Origin of the sequence: Erwinia wuhanensis (genome assembly GCF_030484085.1) — a bacterium.
In the GTDB taxonomy this organism is placed as follows: domain Bacteria; phylum Pseudomonadota; class Gammaproteobacteria; order Enterobacterales; family Enterobacteriaceae; genus Erwinia; species Erwinia aeris.
The window spans coordinates 191,078-215,161 of record NZ_JAUJUH010000002.1 but is presented as its reverse complement, the minus strand read 5'-3'; the positions used below and the strand labels follow the sequence as shown (position 1 = coordinate 215,161).

General features: G+C 55.7%; 17 protein-coding genes. 8 read left to right on the top strand and 9 right to left on the bottom strand.

Annotation, left to right across the window (positions count from 1 at the left end):
* Positions 1-43 precede the first annotated feature (43 nt).
* Both hcp and cspD read right to left on the bottom strand, forming a co-directional pair.
* Positions 44-1,681: a hydroxylamine reductase gene (gene hcp / locus QZH36_RS05400; protein WP_301729781.1), complete on the bottom strand. Its 1,638-nt coding sequence runs from the start codon at positions 1,679-1,681 to the stop codon at positions 44-46.
* Positions 1,682-1,960: 279 nt separating this feature from the next.
* Positions 1,961-2,194, bottom strand: coding sequence for a cold shock-like protein CspD (gene cspD, locus QZH36_RS05395; RefSeq protein ID WP_125288742.1), 234 nt, complete (start codon positions 2,192-2,194; stop codon positions 1,961-1,963).
* A 317-nt stretch (positions 2,195-2,511) separates the two neighbouring features.
* Here cspD and clpS point away from each other — a divergent pair, with 317 nt between their 5' ends.
* Together clpS and clpA are read left to right on the top strand one after the other, a co-directional pair.
* A complete protein-coding gene (clpS, locus tag QZH36_RS05390; RefSeq protein WP_125288741.1) occupies positions 2,512-2,832 on the top strand; it encodes an ATP-dependent Clp protease adapter ClpS in 321 nt (106 codons plus the stop codon).
* Positions 2,833-2,860: 28 nt separating this feature from the next.
* On the top strand, positions 2,861-5,137 hold the full coding sequence (clpA, locus tag QZH36_RS05385) for an ATP-dependent Clp protease ATP-binding subunit ClpA (RefSeq protein WP_125288740.1): 2,277 nt from the start codon (positions 2,861-2,863) through the stop codon (positions 5,135-5,137).
* An 86-nt stretch (positions 5,138-5,223) separates the two neighbouring features.
* Here the strand turns inward: clpA and infA are convergent, their stop codons facing one another.
* The 5 genes from infA to trxB form a co-directional block, all read right to left on the bottom strand.
* Entirely contained in the window at positions 5,224-5,442 is a 219-nt protein-coding gene (gene infA / locus QZH36_RS05380; protein WP_125288739.1) for a translation initiation factor IF-1, read from the bottom strand.
* Positions 5,443-5,699: 257 nt separating this feature from the next.
* Entirely contained in the window at positions 5,700-6,392 is a 693-nt protein-coding gene (gene aat, locus QZH36_RS05375; protein WP_253454730.1) for a leucyl/phenylalanyl-tRNA--protein transferase, read from the bottom strand.
* Between the two features lie 33 nt (positions 6,393-6,425).
* Positions 6,426-8,135: a heme ABC transporter ATP-binding protein/permease CydC gene (gene cydC / locus QZH36_RS05370; RefSeq protein ID WP_301729780.1), complete on the bottom strand. Its 1,710-nt coding sequence runs from the start codon at positions 8,133-8,135 to the stop codon at positions 6,426-6,428.
* On the bottom strand, positions 8,132-9,889 hold the full coding sequence (gene cydD / locus QZH36_RS05365; RefSeq protein WP_301729779.1) for a heme ABC transporter permease/ATP-binding protein CydD: 1,758 nt from the start codon (positions 9,887-9,889) through the stop codon (positions 8,132-8,134). The genes cydC and cydD overlap by 4 nt, the downstream gene beginning before the upstream one ends.
* Positions 9,890-10,037: 148 nt before the next feature.
* Positions 10,038-11,003, bottom strand: coding sequence for a thioredoxin-disulfide reductase (gene trxB, locus QZH36_RS05360; RefSeq protein WP_125288736.1), 966 nt, complete (start codon positions 11,001-11,003; stop codon positions 10,038-10,040).
* A 521-nt stretch (positions 11,004-11,524) separates the two neighbouring features.
* On the opposite strand from trxB, the gene lrp reads away from it, so the two are divergent.
* The 6 genes from lrp (at position 11,525) to QZH36_RS05330 (ending at position 20,847) form a co-directional block, all read left to right on the top strand.
* Positions 11,525-12,019: a leucine-responsive transcriptional regulator Lrp gene (gene lrp / locus QZH36_RS05355; RefSeq protein ID WP_006118610.1), complete on the top strand. Its 495-nt coding sequence runs from the start codon at positions 11,525-11,527 to the stop codon at positions 12,017-12,019.
* Positions 12,020-12,138: 119 nt separating this feature from the next.
* Entirely contained in the window at positions 12,139-15,864 is a 3,726-nt protein-coding gene (locus QZH36_RS05350) for a DNA translocase FtsK 4TM domain-containing protein (protein ID WP_301729778.1), read from the top strand.
* A gap of 172 nt (positions 15,865-16,036) precedes the next feature.
* The gene (gene lolA, locus QZH36_RS05345) at positions 16,037-16,648 is read left to right on the top strand and encodes an outer membrane lipoprotein periplasmic chaperone LolA (RefSeq protein WP_125288734.1); all 612 of its coding nucleotides are present in this window, start codon (positions 16,037-16,039) and stop codon (positions 16,646-16,648) included.
* A gap of 7 nt (positions 16,649-16,655) precedes the next feature.
* Positions 16,656-17,999 (top strand): replication-associated recombination protein A, encoded by a 1,344-nt coding sequence (locus tag QZH36_RS05340; protein WP_301729777.1) that lies wholly within the window; start codon positions 16,656-16,658, stop codon positions 17,997-17,999.
* 86 nt (positions 18,000-18,085) lie between these two features.
* On the top strand, positions 18,086-19,378 hold the full coding sequence (gene serS / locus QZH36_RS05335; protein ID WP_125288732.1) for a serine--tRNA ligase: 1,293 nt from the start codon (positions 18,086-18,088) through the stop codon (positions 19,376-19,378).
* Between the two features lie 317 nt (positions 19,379-19,695).
* Positions 19,696-20,847, top strand: a complete 1,152-nt coding sequence (locus tag QZH36_RS05330; RefSeq protein WP_253454718.1) for an MFS transporter — start codon at positions 19,696-19,698, stop codon at positions 20,845-20,847.
* Between the two features lie 37 nt (positions 20,848-20,884).
* Here the strand turns inward: QZH36_RS05330 and pflA are convergent, their stop codons facing one another.
* Positions 20,885-21,625: a pyruvate formate lyase 1-activating protein gene (pflA, locus tag QZH36_RS05325; RefSeq protein ID WP_253454716.1), complete on the bottom strand. Its 741-nt coding sequence runs from the start codon at positions 21,623-21,625 to the stop codon at positions 20,885-20,887.
* 137 nt (positions 21,626-21,762) lie between these two features.
* Complete coding sequence (gene pflB, locus QZH36_RS05320) at positions 21,763-24,045, bottom strand: formate C-acetyltransferase (protein ID WP_301251220.1); 2,283 nt, start codon at positions 24,043-24,045, stop codon at positions 21,763-21,765.
* Positions 24,046-24,084: the final 39 nt, after the last annotated feature.

Sequence of the window (24,084 nt, the reverse complement as noted above, 5' to 3'; positions counted from 1 at the left end):
ATTATACGGCGCGCGCCGCAGGCGAAAATAATGCGGCAAGGCATCAATGCAGCGCCGTTGCCAGATCTGCGGGTACGGAAGATGTCGGCCGCAGACCAAACTCTTTTTTCAGCAGCGCCTGAAGATTATCCGTGAGAAAACCCGGCGCCGTCGGGCCGGTGTAAATGTTTTTTACCCCGAGGGACAAGAGCGTCAGCAGCACGACAATCGCTTTCTGCTCAAACCAGGAGAGCACCAGCGATAAAGGCAGATCGTTAATGTCGCAGTTTAATTTTTCCGCCAGCCTGACCGCCAGCACGATAGCCGCATAGCTGTCGTTGCACTGGCCCACATCCAGCAGACGAGGCAGGCCGCCCAGCGTGCCGAAAGCCAGTTTGTTAAAGCGATATTTACCGCAGCCCAGCGTCAGGATCAGACAGTCATCGGGAATGGCGGTGGCCAAATCGGTAAAGTAGCTGCGCTGCACGCGATTGCCGTCGCAGCCGCCTACCAGAAAGATATGCCTCAGCTGACGCTGTTTCACCAGCTCAATCACGCTGTCGGCGGCGTCAAGCAGCGTCTGGCGGCCAAAGCCCGTGGTAATGGTGCGGGGGATCTCGCTGGTGGAGAAGCCCGGCATCTGCTGCGCCTGCGCGATAACGGCAGAAAAGTCGTCGTCGTGCAGGTGATTCACGCCGGGCCAGCCGACAATGCTGCGGGTCCAGATACGCTGCTGATAATCGCCTCTGAAAGGATCGATAATGCAGTTGGAGGTCATAACGATCGGGCCGGGAAAGGCGGCGAACTCTTTTTGCTGGTTCTGCCAGCCGCTGCCATAGTTGCCGACCAGATGCGCATAGCGCTTCAGTTGCGGATAGCCATGTGCCGGCAGCATTTCGCCATGCGTGTAAATGTTGATACCGCTGCCTGCGGTTTGTTCCAGCAAGAGTTGCAGATCCCGCAGATCGTGCCCGGAAATCAGGATCGCTTTTCCCGCCACCGGCCGGGTATTAACCGCCACGGGCTGCGGCGAACCGTAAGTGGTGGTCTGCGCCTTATCCAGCATCGCCATGATGGCGAAATTCATTTTGCCGATATCCATCGCCGCCGCCAGCAGATCGCTGGCGCTGTCCGGCTGCGCGCCCAGCCAGACCATGATCTGATGAAACTGTTGGTAAATGGTGTTATCGAAGTAGCCGTGAACATGGGCATGTTCCATATAGGCCGCCGCGCCTTTCAGGCCATACAGGCACAGCAGGCGCAGACCGATAATATCCTCATGCTCGCTGCCGCGATTGGGGCGCCACGCCAGCGCCTGTTGCTGTAGCTGCCCAGGGTCATCGCTTTCCAGGTCTATTGCCGCCGCAGGATAATTTTCTGCGCTGCAAGGAAGCTTGCAGCACGCTTTTAGCTGTTCCCGATAGCTGATGGCCTGACGGACAAGCGCTACGATGCGTGAGGAATCAAAATTGACGTTGGTTAGCGTGGCAAACAGCGCCTTTGGCGTGAAACTGTCGATATCATGCAGAATAATACCCTGCTGTCGCGCCACCAGCGCCCAGGCGGAAAGCCCCTGAAGCGTGGCAATCAGCAGATCCTGCAAATCTGACGTTTGCGCCAGTTTCCCACAGGCGCCGCGCACGCCGGTACAGCCGTTACCCGCAAGACGGCGCTGAGTTTGTTCACATTGCACGCAAAACATAGCCTTATCCTTTAAAGTTTCATTTAAAATGCAACATTAATCCTTCAGGACATAATCTGTCCTGAAAAAACGCAGCCAGGTTGATTTAACGCAAATTTACTGCGCTGAAACGCGGCGGTGGGCAAGAAGCGAGGATGAAAATTAATTTCGTGCAAAAAGGGGGCTTGAAAAATGACAGGACGGCGCCACTTTACTAAGGTTGGTAAAAGTTGCCCATAAAAATGCCAGCGACGCTGGCTGGCATTTTATTGCAAGGTTGGTCAGAATATCACTAAGCGGTCAGGCGCTGACAGCAACTGCCGCTTCGGCATTAACGGGGACAATCAGGCTGGCGTGATTGCCTTTTGGCCCCTGGTGCACATCAAACTGAACCTGCTGCCCGGCTTTCAGCGTTCGGTAGCCATCCATCTGGATAGTGGAATAATGAGCAAAGATATCTTCGCCGCCACCGACCGGACAGATAAAGCCGAAGCCTTTGGCATTGTTGAACCATTTAACAGTACCCGTCTCCATGCTTTTGGATCCCTCGCAAGACATTCAAATGGGTGAGGTAGTGAGGCATTGGCCTCCAGGCTGGTTAAAACGCATCCAGCATACGCCTGTACTGTAGAGAAATCGTACCAGGCGTCAAGCGAATGAAGAGGAGATGCCGGGATGAATTCATCAAAATTTGAAGCAGTTAACGCTATTGCTATTTTTGTGATGAAGGTCGCGTAGTTGCAGGTTGGTGCAAAAATTCACCGGCTTCGGACAGCATTTCGGGCGTGCTAAACTTACGCTTAAGGGTGTTAGTCTGATGCAGGCAGGCAACGTTTTCATATTGGGTACGTATGGGAAACACTAACGATTGGCTTAATTTTGAACATCTTGCAGAAGACAAACTCCGCGAAGGTCTCAAGCCGCCTTCGATGTATAAAGTTATTCTGAATAATGACGATTATACACCTATGGAATTTGTTATTGACGTACTGCAAAAGTTCTTTTCTTATGATGTTGAACGTGCAACGCAACTGATGCTGACGGTTCACTACCAGGGAAAGGCAATCTGCGGTGTCTTTACCGCCGAAGTGGCGGAGACCAAGGTCGCGCATATCAATAAATATGCGAGGGAGAACGGACATCCGTTGCTGTGTACGCTGGAAAAAGCCTGAATAAGGCGATCTAATGGGGGAGGTGCCTATGCTCAATCAAGAACTGGAACTCAGTTTAAATATGGCTTTCGCCAGAGCGCGCGAGCACCGACATGAGTTTATGACCGTCGAGCATCTGCTGTTGGCGTTGCTCAGTAACCCATCAGCAAGAGAGGCCCTTGAAGCCTGCACGGTGGATATTGTGGCTCTGCGGCAGGAGCTCGAAGCCTTCATTGAACAAACAACCCCGGTGTTGCCGGTCAGCGAAGAAGAGCGCGACACACAGCCTACGCTCAGCTTTCAGCGCGTTCTACAGCGCGCCGTTTTCCATGTGCAGTCATCCGGCCGCAGTGAAGTAGCGGGCGCTAACGTGCTGGTCGCTATCTTCAGCGAACAGGAATCCCAGGCTGCCTATCTGCTGCGCAAGCATGAAGTCAGCCGCCTTGACGTGGTTAATTTTATTTCTCACGGCACGCGCAAAGATGAGCAGGGGCCCGCTTCGGGCGCAGAAAACCCTGTTAACGAAGAGCAAGCAGGCGGGGAGGAACGTATGGAAAACTTCACCACCAATCTTAACCAGCTTGCTCGCGTAGGCGGTATCGATCCGCTGATCGGGCGGGATAAAGAGCTGGAGCGTACCGTTCAGGTTCTCTGCCGCCGCCGGAAAAACAATCCGCTGCTGGTGGGCGAATCGGGCGTGGGTAAAACCGCGATCGCCGAAGGGCTTGCGTGGCGTATCGTGCAGGGCGACGTGCCTGAAGTGATGAAAGACGCCACCATCTACTCGCTGGATATCGGGTCGCTGCTTGCCGGTACTAAATACCGCGGCGATTTCGAGAAGCGCTTTAAGGCGCTGCTGAAACAGCTTGAGCAGGATAACAGCAGCATTCTGTTTATCGATGAGATCCATACTATCATCGGCGCCGGTGCCGCTTCCGGCGGGCAGGTAGATGCCGCCAACCTGATCAAACCGCTGCTTTCCAGCGGCAAAATTCGCGTGATGGGTTCCACCACCTATCAGGAATTCAGCAATATCTTTGAGAAAGATCGCGCGCTGGCGCGTCGTTTCCAGAAAATCGATATTACCGAGCCTACGGTAGATGAAACGGTGCAGATCCTGAACGGCCTCAAGCCGAAGTATGAAGCGCACCATGACGTCCGCTATACCGCAAAAGCAGTACGTGCAGCGGTCGAGCTGGCGGTGAAATATATCAACGACCGTCATCTGCCGGATAAAGCGATTGACGTGATTGACGAAGCGGGCGCGCGCGCACGTTTGCTGCCGGTCAGCAAGCGCAAGAAAACGGTTAACGTGGCTGATATTGAATCCGTGGTTGCCCGTATCGCGCGTATTCCTGAGAAGAGCGTTTCCGCCACGGATCGCGACACTTTGAAAACGCTCGGCGACCGGCTGAAAATGCTGGTGTTTGGTCAGGACAACGCTATCGAAGCCTTAACCGAAGCGATCAAGATGAGCCGCGCCGGTCTGGGACAGGATCGCAAGCCTGTCGGTTCCTTCCTGTTTGCCGGCCCTACGGGCGTGGGTAAAACAGAGGTCACCGTACAGCTGGCGAAAGCGCTGGGCATTGAGCTGCTGCGTTTCGATATGTCGGAATATATGGAACGCCATACCGTCAGCCGTCTGATCGGCGCGCCTCCGGGCTATGTCGGTTTCGATCAGGGCGGGCTGCTGACGGACGCGGTGATCAAGCATCCGCACGCCGTGGTGCTGCTTGATGAAATCGAGAAAGCGCATCCGGACGTCTTCAACCTGCTGCTGCAGGTGATGGATAACGGGATGCTGACCGATAACAACGGGCGTAAAGCCGATTTCCGCAACGTGGTGCTGGTGATGACCACGAACGCTGGCGTACGTGAAACCGAACGTAAGTCTATTGGTCTGATCCATCAGGACAACAGCACCGATGCGATGGAAGAGATCAAAAAGATCTTTACGCCAGAGTTTCGTAACCGCCTGGATAACATTATCTGGTTCAAACACCTCGACAGCGAGGTTATCCATCAGGTAGTGGATAAGTTTATCGTTGAGCTGCAGGCGCAGCTGGATGCGAAAGGCGTCTCGCTGGAAGTCAGCGACGAAGCGCGCAACTGGCTGGCAGAAAAAGGCTACGATAAAGCGATGGGCGCGCGTCCAATGGCGCGTACGGTGCAGGAAAACCTGAAAAAACCGTTGGCGAACGAGCTGCTGTTTGGCTCCCTGGTGGACGGCGGGTCGGTTTCGGTGGCGCTCGACAAAGAGCAGAACCAGCTGACTTACCAGTTCGTGAGCGCCGAAAAGCGCAAAACGGAAGGCTCTGTACATTAGGCGTAAAAAAACTAAAGGCCGAAGATTCTTCGGCCTTTTTTTTACCCGTGCGGCGCATCAGGCGCCAGCATCTGCAGTAAAGTAGGTTAGCGGATACGGAAGGTGATACGACCTTTGTTCAGATCGTATGGGGTCAGTTCTACGGTAACCTGGTCGCCCGTTGAGATACGGATATAGTTTTTGCGTATCTTACCGGAGATATGCGCAGTAATGACGTGTCCATTTTCCAGTTCAACACGGTACATAGTGTTAGGTAATGAATCCACTATCTTACCCTGCATTTCAATATTATCTTCTTTGGCCATCAAATCCTCTGGGTGTTATAACCTTTGTCTCGAATCAGCAAATAATGCCGATTTAAGAACGTTATGTAAAGAATAGCTGATGATTCCACCAGCGTCGGCCTCCCTGCGGCATAAGCAGCGCACGGAAACGCGTAATCAAGAGTTGGTACAAAACCGGGGGGAAAGTGCGGTCTTCAAAAAGGCTTATACACGCATACCAAGCTCTCATATTATACCATTATTATCCTGGTCTGCGTGGAAAACATCACCGTACGGTCTTAAAAAAGGGTCTGCTGACGCCAGCATTCGGGCGGAAGCGGCTGTTTGGCCAGCAAATCAAGCTGTTTAAGATAGTCAGCGCGGGACATCTCTTCGGCGCCAAGCGAAGCGGTATGGGGATTCAGCACCTGACAATCGATCAGCCTGCCGCCCTGCTGTAGAAAATAGCGGCTGAAAACCAGCAGTGCCGTTTTTGAGGCATTTTCACAGCGGCTGAACATCGATTCGCCGCAAAAAATCTGTCCCAGCGCCAGGCCGTACATACCGCCAACCAGTTCTTTGTCGTGCCAGACCTCGATGGATTGCGCTTCGCCAGCATCAAACAGCTGCTGCCAGGCGTGCTTCACGGCGGGCGTGATCCAGGTGCCTTCCTGACGATCGCTGGCGCAGCCTTCCACTACTTCGCTAAAGCTTTGATTCAGCGTCACGCGATAGGGCGATCGCTGATGAAAACGCTTCATGCTGCGGCTAAGGTGAAACTTTTCCGGCCACAGCACCGCGCGCGGATCCGGCGACCACCATAAGATAGGATCGCCTGGCGAAAACCAGGGAAAAATCCCGCGCTGATAGGCGCTGAGCAGGCGGGGCAGACTTAAATCGCCGCCCATTGCCAGCAGGCCGTTCGGTTCACGCAGCGCCATCTCCGGCGGTGGAAAATTAAGTGATTCTCTTGAGAGCTGCATCAGGCGCATAGTCACTGTCTCAGTAATGCGAGAAGGCTATGACTATACCGTAATCCGCTGCAGGAAAGCGCTGTAACGGCTGCGTTTTGAGATTAATTCGACGTGGGTTCCCTGTTCGACCACGGTGCCGCCTTCCATAAGGCAAATTTTGTCGAAATGGCGTAGCCCCTGCGGACGATGCGTGACCACGATCATCGTTTTGCCGCGGGCGGCTTCCCGCAGCAGGGTAAGGATCTGCCGTTCGGTGTGGGTGTCCAGCCCTTCCGTCGGCTCGTCGAGCAGCAGTAAAGGGCCGTCGTGCAACAGCGCGCGGGCCAGCCCCAGCCGACGCCGCTCGCCACCCGACAGCTGACGGCCGCCTTCGCCCAGCCAGGCATCGAGGCCTTCAGCGTTAATCAGCGTTGTCAGCCCGACTTTTCGCAGCATGGCGAGCAGCTCGTCGTCATGGCGATGCGGCGCGGCCAGCAATAAATTATCGCGTAACGTGGCGTTAAACAGATACACGCGCTGCGTCACAACGCCGGTAGCCCTGCGTAATGTGGCTTCATCCCACGCGGCCAGCGGACGATCGTTTAACCGGATTTCGCCGTTTGTCGGATCCCATGCGCGGGTGAGCAGCTGAAGCAGCGTGGATTTACCGCAGCCGCTGCTGCCCAGCAGCGCAACGTGTTCACCTTGCGCAATGTCCAGGGAGATCGAGCGCAGCACGGGAAAACCTTCGTTATAGCTGAAGCTGACATCATGCAGCTTTAGTCGGATACCGGCAGGGCTTTTGCCCTGCTCAGCCGGAAAGTTCACGGCCGGATTTTGCAGAATCACTTCATTAACGCGACGGGCAGAGGCGAAGACTTCCCCCAGATGCAGAAAGGCGCCGCCAACCGGAGCCAGGGCTTCGAAGGCCGCCAGCGCGCAAAACAGGAACAGAGCGAGCGTGGCGTCATGAAACAGCGCTGAGGCTGACCAGAGCAGTAAAACGGCCGTCGCGCCGGTAATAATCGTCAGCAATCCCTGCGATAAGCCGGTAAGACGGGCGCGGAAGCGCTGAGCGCCCAGCCAACGCGCTTCCGTGTTATCAAGCCGGGCGCGAAAGCGCTGCACGCCGCCATAAATTCGCATCTCCGCCTGGCTTTGCAGCCATCCTGTCAGCTGGCTACGATACAGGGCGCGCAGGTGCGCCAGCGCTTCGCCTTCTTTCCGTCCCAGGCAGTAAAAGATTGGCGGCAGCAGCAGCAGCGTCGCCAGCATGATACCGCCCAACATCAGCGCCAGCGGCCAGTTCAGCGAGCCGAGCAGAAGCGTTACCGTCACAATCGCGACAAGCGCGCCGAGTAGGGGAGAGAGCAGGCGCAGATAAAGGTGATCGAGCGTATCCACATCGGCTACCAGCCGATTCAGAAGGTCACCCCGCTGGAAACGAGCCAGCGCGCCGGGCGAAAGCGGGATCAATTTATTAAAAGTGAACACGCGTAAATCTTCCAGAATACGAAAAGTACCGTCATGGCTGACCAGCCTTTCCGCATAGCGAGCGACGGTGCGTAAAATTGCGGCGCCTCTTACGCCAGCCGCAGGAAGCATATAGTTAAAACTGTAAAGCCCGGCGGCGCCCGCCAGCGAGCAGGCCGCAAGAAACCAGCCGGAAAGCGTCAGCAATGCGATGCTCGCCAGCAGCGTCACGACCGCCAGCAAAATGCCCAGCATCAGGCGCGGAGCATGCGGGCGCAAAAGCGCAAGCCAGGGTCGGATTAGCTTCATGCCTGCGCCTCCTCAACCAGCGCTTTAAAGGGGCCGGGCCGTTGCAGCAGCTGCGCTTTACTGCCCTGCTGGACGATTTCTCCCGCCTGGAGCAGCCAGACTTCATCCCACTCCGCTAAGCGATCGAGCCGATGGGTAATAAACAACGTGGTCTGATTGAAAGAGGCGGCCAGCAGCGCCCGGTTTACGTGCTCGCCAGCCGGGCCGTCAAGGCTGGCATCAGGCTCGTCCAGCAGCAGCAGTCGACAAGGCTTGTAAAGCGCTCTCGCCACAGCGATGCGCTGCGCCTGCCCTACGGAGAGGGCCGCCGCCTGTTCGCCGACCGCGCTTTCCAGGCCTTCAGGCAGGCGCGCCAGAAACTCGTCCACGCCAGCCAGCTCGCAAACCTGCTGTAACCTGAGCGGATCGCCCTCGCCATGCGCAACAATATTTTCGCGTACGGTCTGCGCAGGTAAATGTGGGTTCTGTCCCACCCAGGCAAGCTGCTGTTGCCACCAGGACGGCAGGATATCACGCAGCTCCGTATCGTTTATTTTCAACGATCCCTGATAGGGCAAATACCCGGCCAGGACGTTCAGCAAAGAGGTTTTGCCCGCGCCGCTTCGCCCAATCAGCGCCACTCTTTTCCCTGCGCTAAGGGTAAAATTGAGCGGCCCGACAAGCTCTATCCCCTCGTGCGTCATAATCCGCAAATCAGCGGCGGTAAGCGTCATACCTTGCTCAACGTTGGGCGTCAGCGTGCCGGATGATGCCTGAAGCAGTTCCGCTGTCAGGAATTTTTCCAGCGCGTCAGCGGCGCCTGTAGCCTGCGCTTTGGCATGATAAAACGTGCCCAGCTCTCTGAGCGGTTGAAAAAATTCCGGCGCAAGGATAAGCGACAGAAAGCCGGCAAAAAGCGTGATGCCGGTGCCGTAATGGCCGAAGTTCAGCTCGCCGAGGTAGGAAAAACCAAAATAGACCGCCACCACTGCTACAGAAACGGCAGCAAAAAACTCCAGTACGGCGGAGGAGAGAAAGGCCAGCCGCAGTACTTCCATGGTTCGTTGACGAAAGCTGGCCGAAGCGGTGCGAATACGATCGGTTTCCGCGTCGGCCTGATTAAACAACCGCAGCGTTTCCATGCCCTGAAGGCGGTCGAGAAAATAGCCGCCGAGCCGTGCAAGGGCCTGAAAATTACGCCGGTTAGCGTCAGCCGCGCCCATGCCGGCCAGCGCCATAAACAGCGGAATAAGCGGGGCCGTCAGCAGCAGGATCAGCGCTGCCACCCAGTTTACGGGAAACAGAACAGCAAGGAGCAGGCAGGGGATGAGCGCGGCCAGCAGCGTTTGCGGCAAATAACGCGCGTAGTAATCCTGAAGGTTATCAATTTGCTCCAGCAAAAGCGTGGTCCAGCTTCCGACAGCCTGACCCTGGATAACGGCGGGGCCAGCCTTAGTCAGCTTGTCCAGAATATCGCGGCGCAGTTTCTCCCGGATGGCCCGGCCCGAAGCGAACCCGGCCAGCTCACGCAGCCACAGCAATACGCCGCGCAGCACAAAACAGGAAAGCAGCAGAATAAATTGCGGAAGAAGCGCATCGCGAGAAAGATGATCAACGATCAGCCCTTGCAGCAGCGTGGCCAATAGCCAGGCCTGGTAAACAATAAGCAGCGCGCCGACCATGCCGATTAGCAGCGATAGTCTGAACCAGAAATTGCCGTAGATACGCTGTTTTTTTAGCCAGGAAAGGAGCTGTTGCTGTCGGAATTTATCCATGCTGTACCAATATGCCGCGCGTTGGGGCAGGTAAAATTGCAATGCCATGCCCTTAGTAAGGGTAATCGCGAGCAATGGTACAGCGCAGAAAATAAAAAGGCGACCTTAACAGGTCGCCTTTACCGAGATCGCATCAAAGCAGTAACGATTACTGAGATTCTTTAACTAAACCATCCAGATAGCGTTCCGCATCCAGCGCGGCCATACAGCCGGTGCCGGCAGAGGTAATCGCCTGACGATAGGTATGATCCATAACGTCACCTGCGGCGAACACGCCCGGAATGCTGGTTTGCGTTGCATTACCGTGCAGGCCTGACTGCACTTTGATGTAGCCGTTTTCCAGATCCAGCTGATCTTTAAAAATCGCCGTATTCGGGCTGTGGCCGATAGCGACAAACAGACCGGCAACGCTCAGTTCCTGCTGCGACTCGTCCAGCGTGGAGCGCAGGCGCAGCGAGCTGACGCCCATCTGATCGCCCATGACCTCGTCCAGCGTCTGGTTGGTATGCAGCACGATATTGCCGTTGCGTACTTTTTCCATCAGGCGATCGATAAGGATTTTCTCTGCGCGGAAGCTGTCGCGACGGTGGATCAGATGCACTTCCGACGCAATATTCGCCAGATACAGCGCTTCTTCTACGGCCGTATTGCCGCCGCCGATCACGGCTACCTTCTGATTACGGTAGAAAAAGCCGTCACAGGTTGCGCAGGCTGAAACGCCGCGGCCTTTAAACGCTTCTTCAGAAGGCAGGCCAAGGTAGCGAGCGGAGGCGCCGGTAGCAATAATCAACGCATCTGCCGTGTATTCACCGCTGTCGCCGATCAAACGGAAAGGGCGATGCTGTAAATCAACGCTGTGAATATGATCGAAGATAATTTCGGTATTAAATTTTACCGCATGTTCATGCATGCGTTCCATCAGACCCGGACCGGTCAGATCGTGCGGGTCGCCGGGCCAGTTTTCCACATCCGTGGTGGTGGTCAGCTGGCCGCCTTTTTCAAGCCCGGTGATCAGCACGGGGTTGAGATTAGCGCGCGCTGCGTAAACAGCCGCCGTGTATCCAGCGGGGCCGGAACCTAAGATAAGTAATTTACTGTGTCTGGCCGTGCTCATGAGACCCTCATTATTTAGCTGCCAACTATGTTGCGATTGTAGGGAATTTAGGTCGGCAACAAAAGCGTTCTGCGATTTTGTTAGCGATGGTTGCAAAAGGTTTAACCGATTTCCCTTAGGGAGCAACGGCACCACTGCGCCAAAGCAGGGCGAAACGCGCTGTAAAATGGTGCAATGAGTAAATTTTTTCATTATAAAACAGTCATGCAGCGCAACATCTGGCATGTTGTACTGATTTTGGTTGTTTTACTTTGACAATCGGCTGTGCTTTTGCGAAAACAGTGGGGGAAGCAGAGGACATTTGAGCTTACAAGACAGATTTTTCCTGTTTTGGGACATCCGGCTCAATAAACTCAGTCTGTCATTGGTCATGACGCATGGTGTGGACAGACAACATGCGTCATACGGATGGGCGTGATAACACCGCAACAGGCTCCAGACTTCACTTAGAACAACCCTGCGATAATGATTTCGTTCAGGGTGTGGCAGGCAAAGGGAAGGCATTAAGAGAGACAATAATAATGGTAGACAATAAAAAACGGCCTGGAAAAGATCTCGACAGAATCGATCGTAATATCCTTAACGAACTGCAAAAGGATGGACGTATCTCTAACGTCGAGCTTTCCAAACGCGTAGGTTTATCACCTACACCATGCCTTGAGCGCGTTCGTCGTCTTGAAAGACAGGGGTTTATCCTTGGCTATACCGCCCAGCTGAATCCGCACTATCTGGATGCCTCGCTGCTGGTATTTGTTGAGATTACTCTGAATCGTGGCGCGCCCGACGTGTTTGAACAATTTAACGCCGCAGTGCAAAAACTTGAGGAAACTCAAGAGTGTCACCTCGTTTCAGGCGATTTCGACTACCTGTTGAAAACGCGCGTGCCGGATATGTCCGCCTACCGTAAATTGCTGGGTGAAACCCTGCTGCGCCTGCCTGGCGTAAACGATACGCGGACCTATGTGGTCATGGAAGAAGTGAAACAAAGTAACCGCTTAGTCATTAAGACGCGGTAACACAGGGCAGGTGCAAAACCTGATAGGTTTCGGTACACTCCTGTGAATTCATACAGTTTCAGCGTCGGGCCTGCCCGACGCTGTTGCCTCCATTGTTTACAGGCACCTGGAGAGTACTCTTGAGCCAGGAATATACAGAAGATAAAGATGTTTCCCTACAGTCGCTGAGCAGCGGTCGTCGCCTGCTTGAAGCGTTACTGATTGTTGTGGCGCTTTTTGCCGTCTATTTGATGGTGGCGCTGTTGAGCTTTAACCCCTCCGATCCCAGCTGGTCGCAAACTGCCTGGCATGAACCCATCCATAATTTGGGCGGCGGCATTGGCGCATGGCTGGCAGATACGCTGTTCTTCATTTTTGGCGTGATGGCCTACGCCATTCCTGCGGTTATCCTGGGACTATGCTGGATCACTTTCCGCCAGCGGCATTCGCAGGATTACATTGATTACTTTGCCGTGGCGCTGCGCCTGATCGGCGTACTGGCGCTCGTGGTCACATCATGCGGCCTGGCGGCGCTAAACGCTGACGATATCTGGTATTTTGCTTCCGGCGGCGTAATTGGCAGCCTGCTCAGCAATGCAATGGCGCCATGGTTTAACGCCGCAGGCGGCACCCTGACGCTGCTGTGCGTGTGGGCGGCCGGTCTGACGCTTTATACCGGCTGGTCCTGGCTGACCATCGCTGAAAAAATTGGCGCGGCTGTCATGGGCGTGCTGACTTTCGCCAGCGGGCGTGCGCGCAGTGACGAATACAGATATGATGATTATGACGATGAGCCGGATGAAAAACCGGTTCCGAAGCAGCGTGCCCGCTACGATGATGAAGACGATATCCTGCTGGCAGTGCCGGCAACGGCCGAAGAGGACGACAACGATCCGCTGCTGAGCAAGCCTGCGGCAGCCCCGACGGCAGCCGCTGCCGCTGCACAGACGGTTTCCACGGCAGCACCTGTGGCGCCGGTAGCGTCCGCAACTACGGCAACGCCGGCTTCCACGGTTACTGTAGCGCCCGGGAGCGCTCAGCAACAGGCCGAGCCTGCTGCACAGGTTTCCACGCCGTCAGCAGCGGCAGAGCCTGAACTTTATCGCTTCGAGATGCCGGCGGAAACGCCTGCGCCATCGGTTCCTGTCGCTGATGAAGATGATGCTCCCCGCATGGGCAACTGGCGGGAAGCGGATGCCTCACCTTTCGATTTCTCTACGACGCAGCCGGCTCAGCCGCAGCAGGTCGCACAGGATCTGGCCAGCGCGGCGCAGTCTGCCGCCGCCCCCACTGCGTTTATGCCAGGCTTCAGCGCCACCAGCGAGGCGGCTCCGGCTAATCCGCAGGTCAAGCAGGGTATTGGCCCCGCTTTGCCGCGGCCGAATCCGGTTAAGCTGCCTACGCGTCGCGAGCTGGCTTCCTATGGTATTAAGCTGCCTTCGCAGCGTATAGCGGAAGAAAAAGCGAAAGAAGAGGAGCAGCGTCTTCAGGCTTCTGCGCCAACAGGGGCGGAAGAGCCGGGCCAGGATGAAAGCCATCTGCGCGACGCTTTTGCCGCTCAGCAGCAGGCGCGTTACGCTGAGCCTGATAGCGCAGCAAACAGCGCGCCTGTAGCAGAAAGCGCTGAGGAAGATGAAGAGGAAGCGCGTCATCAGGCCGAGCTTGCCCGTCAGTTTGCCGGACAGCAAAGCCAGCGTTATGGACAGCCGCAGCAAAGCGCACCTGCCTCCACGCTGGATACCGGTGGCGCATTTGATTTCTCGCCTAAAGAAGATTTGGTTGATGATGGCGCAGGCGAACCGCTGTTTACGCTGCCGCCTGAAAATCAACAGAGCAGGCCCGCTGCGCAGTGGCAGCAGCACAGCCAGCCTCAGGAGCCCGTACAACCTGCCGCGCCAGCATGGCAGCCAGCCGCTCAGGAGCCCGTACAACCTGCCGCGCCAGCGTGGCAGCCAGCCGCTCAGGAGCCCGTACAACCGGCCGCGCCAGCATGGCAGTCAGCCGCTCAGGAGCCCGTACAACCGGCCGCGCCAGCGTGGCAGCCAGCCGCTCAGGAGCCTGCGCAACCGGCCACGCCAGCATGGCAGCCAGCCGCTCAGGAGTCTGCACAACCGGCGGCGCCAGCGTGGCAGCCAGCGGCTCAGGAGCCTGCACAACCGGCTGCGCCAGCATGGCAGCCAGCCGCTCAGGAGTCTGCACAACCGGCTGCGCCAGCGTGGCAGCCAGCGGCTCAGGAGCCTGCACAACCGGCCGCACCAGCATGGCAGCCAGCGGCTCAGGAGCCGGTACGCCAGGCTGAACAAATCCAGCCGGAAGTCAAGCCACAGGATAGCCTGTTCCATCCATTCCTGGTGCGTCATGAGCAGCCGCTTGAGAAACCAACCACGCCGCTGCCTACCCTGGATCTACTGACGGCACCGCCAGCGGAAGCCGAACCCGTCGATATGTTTGCTCTTGAGCAGACTGCCCGCCTGGTGGAAGCCCGCCTGGCCGACTATCGGGTTAAAGCCGAGGTGGTTGGTATCTCTCCGGGGCCGGTTATTACCCGCTTTGAACTGGATCTTGCGCCTGGCGTGAAGGCCGCGCGTATTTCCAATCTGTCGCGCGACCTGGCCCGCTCGCTTTCTGCCGTAGCGGTTCGTGTGGTGGAGGTGATCCCCGGCAAGCCTTACGTTGGACTGGAGCTGCCAAACAAGCATCGCCAGACCGTTTATATGCGTGAAGTGCTTGAATGCGATAAGTTCCGCGACAATCCGTCGCCGCTATCGGTGGTGTTAGGAAAAGATATCGCAGGCCAGCCGGTGGTGGCCGATCTGGCGAAAATGCCGCACCTGCTGGTCGCCGGTACAACTGGTTCCGGTAAGTCCGTTGGCGTTAATGCCATGATTATTAGCATGCTTTATAAAGCCACGCCGGAAGAAGTGCGCTTTATTATGATCGACCCGAAAATGCTTGAGCTGTCGGTCTATGAAGGCATCCCGCATCTGTTGACCGAAGTGGTCACGGATATGAAAGATGCCGCCAACGCGCTGCGCTGGAGCGTCGGCGAAATGGAGCGTCGCTATAAGCTGATGTCGGCGCTGGGCGTGCGTAACCTGGCGGGTTATAACGAAAAAGTTAAGCTGGCGGAAGAGATGGGGCGGCCTATTCCCGATCCGTTCTGGAAGCCGGGCGACAGTATGGAAACATCGCCGCCGATGCTCGAAAAACTACCTTACATCGTAGTGCTGGTGGATGAGTTCGCCGATCTGATGATGGCCGTGGGTAAAAAGGTGGAGGAGCTGATTGCGCGTCTGGCGCAGAAAGCGCGTGCCGCCGGTATTCACCTGGTGCTGGCGACGCAGCGTCCGTCGGTGGATGTGATCACCGGCCTGATTAAGGCTAACATCCCAACCCGCATCGCGTTCACGGTTTCCAGCAAGATCGACTCGCGCACCATTCTTGATCAGGGCGGTGCGGAATCGCTGTTGGGCATGGGCGATATGCTTTATATGCCACCTAACTCTTCAATGCCGGTGCGCGTACATGGCGCCTTTGTGCGGGATGAAGAAGTCCACGCCGTGGTACAAGACTGGAAGGCGCGTGGTCGTCCGCAATATATCGAAAGCATTACCGCTGGCGAAGAGAGCGAAAGCGCGTCGCTGGGGCTGGATGGCGATGAAGAGCTCGACCCGCTGTTCGACCAGGCGGTCGCCTTCGTGGTAGAAAAGCGTCGTGCGTCTATTTCCGGCGTGCAGCGGCAGTTCCGTATCGGTTACAACCGTGCAGCCCGTATCATTGAACAGATGGAGGCGCAAAGTATCGTGTCGCCGCCTGGCCATAACGGCAACCGCGAGGTGCTTTCGCCACCGCCGCACGAGATGTAATATTTTGTCAAAAGCAGCGGGTCGGTTATGCCGACCCGTTGAATTTCAGCGCTTTGTCCCCATCTCCGATCTATCGCAATCAGCTTATTCCCCTGTTGCTTTCTTTGCTGCCTGGCTACAGTTAAGCCTGCCCGCTAATCGGGATACAAAAGTTTCAATAAGGATGTCGTAAATGAAAAAACTCACTATCACATGCTGTCTGCTTGCTACTTTTGCCTCTGCCAGCGCTATGGCGGACGCTTCTTCCGACCTGCAGCAGCGTCTGGATAAAGTCACCAGTTTTCACGCCAGCTTCCAGCAAAAAGTCACCGACGGCAGCGGCCAGTCCGTGCAGGATGGCGAAGGCGAGCTGTGGGTTAAACGTCCCGATCTTTTCAACTGGCATATGACCGCGCCGGACGAAAGCATCCTGATCTCGGATGGCAAAACGCTGTGGTTCTATAATCCCTTTGTCGAGCAGGTCAGCGCGACATGGCTGAAAGACGCCACCAGCAATACGCCGTTTATGCTGATTGCCCGCAACCAGCGCAGCGACTGGAAGCAGTACAACATCAAACAGCTTGGCGATAACTTCGAGCTGACGCCAAAATCAGCCGATGGCAACCTGAAGCAGTTTACGATTAACGTCTCCGCCAGCGGCACCATCAATCAGTTCAGCGCCGTTGAACAGGACGGGCAGCGCAGCAGCTATACGCTGAAAAGCCAGCAGAACACCGCGGTCAGCCCCGACAAATTCCGTTTTACGCCGCCCAAGGGCGTGACGGTGGACGATCAACGTCAGTGAGGTCAGCGTGAGCACACTCTCTCTGGATTTCTCTCATAACGAGTTTCAGCCTCTGGCCGCGCGTATGCGGCCACGCACGCTGGCGGAATATATCGGTCAGCAGCATCTGCTGGCGGCGGGGAAGCCGCTGCCGCGGGCCATTGAGGCAGGGCACCTGCACTCAATGATCCTTTGGGGGCCGCCAGGTACCGGCAAAACCACGCTGGCAGAAATCATTGGTCGCTACGGTCAGGCGGATGTCGAACGCATTTCTGCCGTCACTTCAGGCGTAAAAGAGATCCGTGAGGCCATTGAGCGTGCGCGGCAGAACCGCAATGCCGGACGTCGCACTATCCTGTTTGTCGATGAAGTGCATCGCTTTAATAAAAGCCAGCAGGACGCCTTTCTCCCGCATATTGAAGACGGCACTATTACCTTTATTGGCGCTACGACGGAAAACCCTTCTTTCGAGCTCAATTCCGCTCTGCTTTCCAGGGCGCGCGTCTACCTGTTGAAGTCTCTGACCGTTGAAGATATAGAAAGCGTGCTGGATCAGGCGATGCAAGACAGCGAGCGGGGCTACGGCAAGCAAAACATCGTGCTGCCTGATGCTACGCGCAGAATGATTGCGGAGCTGGTCAACGGCGACGCTCGCCGCTCGTTAAATACCCTGGAAATGATGGCCGATATGGCCGAGGTCAGCGACAAAGGCGAGCGTCTGCTAACGCCGCAGCTGCTTAACGAAGTTTCCGGTGAACGTAGCGCCAGGTTCGATAATAAAGGCGATCGCTTTTACGATCTGATCTCCGCCCTGCACAAATCGGTGCGCGGCTCTGCGCCCGATGCTGCGCTTTACTGGTATGCCCGTATTATTACGGCAGGCGGCGATCCGCTTTATGTGGCCCGTCGCCTGCTGGCTATCGCCTCCGAAGACGTGGGCAACGCCGATCCGCGTGGCATGCAGGTGGCTATTTCCGCCTGGGACTGCTTTACGCGTGTAGGGCCGGCCGAAGGCGAAAGGGCTATTGCTCAGGCGATTGTTTATCTTGCCTGTGCGCCGAAAAGCAATGCCGTTTATACCGCCTTTAAGGCAGCGATGCGCGACGCGCGCGATCGGCCGGATTACGATGTGCCTGACCATCTGCGTAACGCGCCTACAAAGCTGATGAAAGAGATGGGGTTGGGCGCCGAATACCGCTATGCGCATGACGAACCCGGCGCCTACGCCGCGGGGGAGAACTATTTCCCGGGGGAAATGGCGCAGACGCGCTATTATCAGCCGACCTCGCGCGGGCTGGAAGGAAAGATTGGCGAAAAGCTGGCCTGGCTTGCTGAACAGGATCAAAATAGCCCGACAAAACGCTATCGTTGATCCGGGCGTTGCGGTAAGGTTAGCAAGGAATTCAATGCATTCGCCTGGCGAATGCGCCCACTTTTTTTACTGATCACAGGACAAGCATGCTCGATCCCAATCTGCTGCGTAATGAGCCAGACGCAGTCGCTGAAAAACTGGCACGCCGGGGCTATAAGCTGGACGTTGAAACGCTGCGCTCGCAGGAAGAGCGCCGCAAAGTTCTGCAGGTCGAAACCGAAACGCTGCAGGCTGAACGTAACTCCCGATCCAAATCTATCGGGCAGGCCAAAGCGCGTGGGGAAGATATCGAGCCGTTACGTCAGGAAGTGAACGCGCTGGGCGAACGCCTGGATGCGGCCAAAGCGGAACTTGATGCGTTACAGAACGAAATTCGTGATGTCGCTTTAGCGATCCCTAATATTCCCGTTGACGAAGTGCCGCTGGGCAAAGACGACAGCGAGAATCAGGAAGTCAGCCGCTGGGGCGAGCCGCGCAAATATGATTTTGCCGTGCGTGACCACGTCGAGCTGGGCGAAATGGCCGCCGGTCTGGATTTTGCCGCCGCTGCCAAACTGACCGGTTCGCGCTTTGTGGTAATGAAAGGGCAAATTGCGCTGATGCATCGTGCGCTCAGCCAGTTCATGCTCGATCTGCATACCGAACAGCATGGCTATCTGGAAACTTACGTCCCTTATCTGGTTAACCACGCCACGCTTTACGGAACGGGCCAGCTGCCGAAGTTCGGCGAAGATCTTTTCCATACTCGTCCGCTGGATGAGGAAGCCTCGGCCAGCGATTATGCGCTGATCCCTACCGCAGAAGTGCCGCTGACCAACCTGGTCCGTGATGAAATTCTGGAAGAAGAGTCGCTGCCGTTGAAACTGACCGCGCATACGCCTTGCTTCCGCTCTGAAGCTGGCGCCTACGGTCGTGATACGCGCGGGCTGATCCGCATGCACCAGTTCGACAAGGTTGAAATGGTGCAGATCACGCGGCCGGAAGACTCCATGCAGGCGCTTGAAGAGCTGGTAGGCCATGCGGAGAAGGTGCTGCAGCTGCTGGAGCTGCCTTACCGCAAGGTGCTGCTGTGCACCGGCGATATGGGCTTCGGTTCATGCAAAACTTACGATCTGGAGGTTTGGCTGCCCGCGCAGGATACCTACCGTGAAATCTCTTCCTGTTCCAATATGGGCGATTTCCAGGCTCGTCGTATGCAGGCGCGCTGCCGTAGCAAAACGGAGAAAAAACCGCGTCTGGTGCACACGCTCAATGGCTCTGGCCTGGCGGTAGGCCGCACCCTGGTTGCCGTTCTGGAAAACTATCAGCAGGCAGACGGCCGAATTCAGGTGCCGGAAGCGCTGCGTCCTTATATGAAAGGCCTTGAGTTTATCGGCTAATCTTCGGGACAGCTAAAAAACCTGTGGTTCATACCCACAGGTTTTTTTTTGCCTGCGGTTTTAGCAGCCCTTAACCATGCAGGCTATCCAGCAATAAATATCATCGATAAAGAAACCCGTTTTCGTTATTAGCTATTAATTATCAAAGGATTAAACAGGTATGGGTTGCCTTTTAATCAGTGCTTACAGAGCTGCGGATAAAAAATTTAAATCACCGCACGGCAAATTGTGCGGTGCCCCAAAACGCCCCGTTGACAATAATTCGGCCAGTGGCATTATGCGCGCAAAATCTTCCTTTATTTTGGTCATTTCTGACTATGTCTACCTGGTCCCGTCCCGTTATTGTGCTGCTTTGCGGCCTGCTGCTGCTGACTATCGCCATCGCCGTGCTCAACACGCTGGTGCCGCTCTGGCTTACTCATGAGGCTCTGCCTACCTGGCAGGTCGGCACGGTCAGCTCCGCTTATTTTACGGGAAACCTGATCGGCACCCTGATAGCTGGCTGGCTAATCAAGCGGCTGGGCTTTAATCGCGCTTACTACATTGCTACCGCGCTGTTTGCCCTGGCTACGGCCGCGCTGGGCTTCGAACACGGTTTCTGGGCATGGTCCGTCTGGCGTTTCGTCGCGGGTATCGGCTGCGCTCTGATATGGGTAGTGGTTGAAAGCGCCTTATTGTGCAGCGGCACCTTGCGTAATCGTGGTCAGCTGCTGGCGGCCTATATGATTGTCTATTATGTGGCGACGGTGATTGGTCAGCTGCTGGTCAGCAAGGTGTCAACGGAACTGCTGCATACTCTGCCCTGGGTAACCGGTTTTATCGTAGCGGCTATTCTGCCGCTGGTTTTTACCCGGATTACCGCCAGCGGCGAGGGAGAAGAAGCTCCTGCCGGGCGCATGTGGTCTATGCTGCGTCGACGCAGCGCACGCCTGGGGATCAACGGCTGCATTATTTCCGGGATCCTGCTGGGATCGCTGTACGGCCTGATGCCGCTGTATCTTTCCCATCAGGGAATGAACGACTCCGCCGTCGGCTACTGGATGGCGCTGTTGGTCAGCGCCGGCATTATCGGACAGTGGCCGGTAGGGCGCCTGGCCGATCGCTATGGGCGGCTGCTGGTGCTGCGCGTGCTGGTGTTTGGCGTCATCCTGGGCGCGGTAGCGATGCTCAGCAATGCGGCTATGGCACCCGCGCTCTTTGTGCTGGGTTGTTCAGGCTTTACGCTTTACCCTGTCGCGATGTCCTGGGCCTGCGAAAAAGTGGCGCATCATGAGCTGGTGGCGATGAATCAGGCGCTGCTGCTGAGCTATACCACCGGTAGCCTTGCAGGACCGGCGCTGACCTCAATGTTGATGCAGAGCTATTCTGACCGTGTACTGTTTGTGATGATTGCGGGCGTGGCGTTGGTTTATCTGATGATGCTGCTGCGCAAGGCCGATCGTCATGCCACGCCGATCGCACATGCCTGATGGGCGAAAAGTAAAATAACGAGCGGGTCTCCGCTCGTTAATACATCACTTTATGCCCGTATCCTTCGAGGATATGTTTGACCCGCTCCATCGTCTCTTTTTTGGGAGGATGGACGCCGTCCAGCTTATACTCCTCACCCATTGCCAGCCACTTGTGTTTACCCAGCTCGTGATAGGGTAACAGCTCTATTTTCTCGACGTTGCCCATGTCGCGGGTAAATTCGCCCAGCCTGTGTGCGGAGTCATCATCATCGGAATAACCGGGGACAACCACATAGCGTATCCAGGTACGGATATTCTTTTTGGCCAGATATCGGGCAAAATCCAGCGTGCGATGGTTAGAGACGCCGACGAGGATTTGGTGAACATCATCATTGATTTGCTTGAGATCCAGCATCACCAGATCGGTTACTTCCAGCAGTTCATCAATAACCGGATCGTAGCGGCGAACAAAGCCGTTGGTATCCAGACAGGTATGAATGCCTTCTGCATGACAGGCGCGAAACCAGTCGCGGACAAACTCAGCCTGCAGGATAGCTTCACCGCCCGAAGCGGTAACGCCGCCGCCTGATGCGTTCATAAAATGACGATAGGTGACAACTTCTTTCATCAGCTCTTCCACCGTAACCTCTTTACCGCCGTGCGTATCCCAGGTATCCCGGTTATGGCAGTAGAGGCAGCGCATCAGGCAGCCCTGAAAAAAGGTGATAAAGCGGATGCCGGGGCCATCAACGGTCCCGCAGGATTCGAACGAGTGGATACGACCTTTAACTGACATTGCGGTGAATTCTCCATAGTCATGCCGCTTGTAGCGGCTGCGCAGTCTGAAGCTGCGTTAAGTCTGTTTTGCCAGCCGCCTGCGAAGAAGAGGGCTGGCAAAGCAGGCTGGGCTCCGGCGAACCGGAGCCCTGAGGCTTACATCGTTTGCGTAAAGGTACGGGTAATCACATCCTGCTGCTGCTCTTTGGTCAGCGAGTTAAAACGCACCGCATAACCCGAAACGCGAATGGTCAGCTGAGGATATTTCTCAGGATTATCCATCGCTTCCAACAGCATTTCGCGATTCATCACGTTAACGTTCAGGTGCTGACCGCCCTCAATGCTGGATTCATGATGGAAATAGCCATCCATCAGACCGGCAAGGTTGGCTTTACGTACGTCGTCATCTTTACCTAACGCGTTTGGCACAATAGAGAAAGTGTAGGAGATGCCGTCTTTAGCGTAGGCAAATGGCAGCTTCGCAACGGAGGTAAGCGAAGCCACAGCGCCTTTCTGATCGCGGCCGTGCATTGGGTTAGCGCCTGGGCCAAAAGGTGCACCGGCACGGCGACCGTCTGGCGTGTTGCCGGTTTTCTTACCGTATACCACGTTAGAGGTGATAGTCAGCACCGACTGAGTCGGGACAGCATCACGATAAGTTTGCAGCTGCTGAATTTTCTTCATAAAGCGTTCAACAAGGTCACAGGCAATATCATCTACGCGTGAGTCATTGTTGCCGAACTGCGGATATTCACCTTCAATTTTGAAATCAACGGCCAGTCCATCTTCGTCGCGAATAGGGGAAACTTTGGCATATTTGATCGCGGAAAGTGAATCGGCAGCGACGGACAGACCGGCAATACCGCAGGCCATGGTGCGATAGACATCGCGATCGTGCAGCGCCATCAAAGAAGCTTCGTAGCTATATTTGTCATGCATATAGTGAATGATGTTCAGCGCGGTAACGTACTGTTTCGCCAGCCAGTCCATAAAGTGATCCATGCGATCCAGCACTTTTTCATATTCCAGCACGTCGTCCATCATCGGCGGATCTTTTGGGCCTACCTGCATTTTAAGTTTTTCATCCACGCCGCCGTTGATAGCGTAAAGCATGGTTTTAGCGAGGTTGGCGCGGGCACCGAAGAACTGCATCTGCTTGCCGACGATCATCGGGCTGACGCAACAGGCGATAGCATAATCGTCGTTGTTGAAGTCAGGACGCATCAGATCGTCGTTTTCGTACTGAACGGATGAAGTATCGATTGAAACCTTGGCCGCAAATTTCTTGAAGTTCAGCGGCAGTTTTTCAGACCACAGGATGGTCATGTTTGGCTCTGGCGAAGGACCCATAGTGTACAGGGTATTCAGGAAGCGGAAGCTGTTTTTGGTTACCAGCGTACGGCCGTCAACGCCCATACCGGCCAGCGATTCCGTTGCCCAGATTGGGTCGCCGGAGAACAGCTCATCGTATTCAGGCGTACGCAGGAAGCGCACCATACGCAGCTTCATCACCAGGTGGTCAATCAGTTCCTGTGCATCCTGCTCGGTGATTTTGCCCGCCTGCAGATCGCGTTCAATGTAGATATCCAGGAAGGTGGATACGCGACCAAAAGACATTGCCGCGCCATTTTGCGATTTAACGGCGGCCAGGTAGCCAAAGTAGGTCCACTGCACGGCTTCCTGCGCCGTTGTGGCCGGGCCGGAAATATCACAGCCGTATTTGGCAGCCATTTCTTTAATCTGCTGCAGCGCGCGATGCTGGTCGGCGATCTCTTCACGCAGACGGATTGTCGCTTCAAGATTGACGCCATTTTCAAGATCGCTTTGCAGCGAGGCAAACTGGGCGAATTTATCTTTCATCAGCGCATCAATGCCGTAAAGCGCAACGCGACGGTAGTCGCCAATGATGCGGCCGCGGCCGTAGGCATCTGGCAAACCGGTAAGCACGCCGGACTTACGGCAGCGCAGAATATCCGGCGTATAAACATCGAATACGCCCTGGTTATGCGTTTTGCGGTACTCGGTAAAGACTTTTTTCAGGCCGGCGTCCAGCTCGCGTCCGTAAACTTTACAGGAGCCTTCCACCATCTTAATGCCGCCAAAAGGGATCAGCGCGCGTTTCAGCGGCGCTTCAGTCTGTAAGCCGACAATGGTTTCCAGTTTGCGGTCAATATAGCCAGCGTCATGGGAGGTAATAGTAGAGGCTAAATCGGTATCGAAATCGACCGGCGCGTGGGTGCGGTTTTCGAGCTTGATGCCCTCCATTACCTTATCCCACAGCTTAGTGGTCGCTTCAGTTGCGCCGCTCAGGAAGGATTCATCACCTTCATAAGGCGTATAGTTTTTCTGAATGAAGTCACGGACGTTGATGCTGTTCTGCCATTCGCCCTCTGCAAAGCCTGCCCAGGCAGCAGCCTGGTTTACATTTTGCTCGCTCATGTGATCACCTTTTCAATGAAGTTCTTTCGTTCCTGCTGC

Excerpts from the sequence above, each read along its gene's own strand:
- lolA (WP_125288734.1), top strand. The coding sequence starts at position 16,037 with ATGAAAAAACTCACTATCACATGCTGTCTGCTTGCTACTTTTGCCTCT.
- clpS (WP_125288741.1), top strand. The coding sequence starts at position 2,512 with ATGGGAAACACTAACGATTGGCTTAATTTTGAACATCTTGCAGAAGAC.
- cspD (WP_125288742.1), bottom strand. The coding sequence starts at position 2,194 with ATGGAGACGGGTACTGTTAAATGGTTCAACAATGCCAAAGGCTTCGGC.
- clpA (WP_125288740.1), top strand. The coding sequence starts at position 2,861 with ATGCTCAATCAAGAACTGGAACTCAGTTTAAATATGGCTTTCGCCAGA.
- pflB (WP_301251220.1), bottom strand. The coding sequence starts at position 24,045 with ATGAGCGAGCAAAATGTAAACCAGGCTGCTGCCTGGGCAGGCTTTGCA.
- cydD (WP_301729779.1), bottom strand. The coding sequence starts at position 9,889 with ATGGATAAATTCCGACAGCAACAGCTCCTTTCCTGGCTAAAAAAACAG.
- trxB (WP_125288736.1), bottom strand. The coding sequence starts at position 11,003 with ATGAGCACGGCCAGACACAGTAAATTACTTATCTTAGGTTCCGGCCCC.
- lrp (WP_006118610.1), top strand. The coding sequence starts at position 11,525 with ATGGTAGACAATAAAAAACGGCCTGGAAAAGATCTCGACAGAATCGAT.
- QZH36_RS05330 (WP_253454718.1), top strand. The coding sequence starts at position 19,696 with ATGTCTACCTGGTCCCGTCCCGTTATTGTGCTGCTTTGCGGCCTGCTG.
- hcp (WP_301729781.1), bottom strand. The coding sequence starts at position 1,681 with ATGTTTTGCGTGCAATGTGAACAAACTCAGCGCCGTCTTGCGGGTAAC.
- cydC (WP_301729780.1), bottom strand. The coding sequence starts at position 8,135 with ATGAAGCTAATCCGACCCTGGCTTGCGCTTTTGCGCCCGCATGCTCCG.
- serS (WP_125288732.1), top strand. The coding sequence starts at position 18,086 with ATGCTCGATCCCAATCTGCTGCGTAATGAGCCAGACGCAGTCGCTGAA.
- aat (WP_253454730.1), bottom strand. The coding sequence starts at position 6,392 with ATGCGCCTGATGCAGCTCTCAAGAGAATCACTTAATTTTCCACCGCCG.
- infA (WP_125288739.1), bottom strand. The coding sequence starts at position 5,442 with ATGGCCAAAGAAGATAATATTGAAATGCAGGGTAAGATAGTGGATTCA.
- pflA (WP_253454716.1), bottom strand. The coding sequence starts at position 21,625 with ATGTCAGTTAAAGGTCGTATCCACTCGTTCGAATCCTGCGGGACCGTT.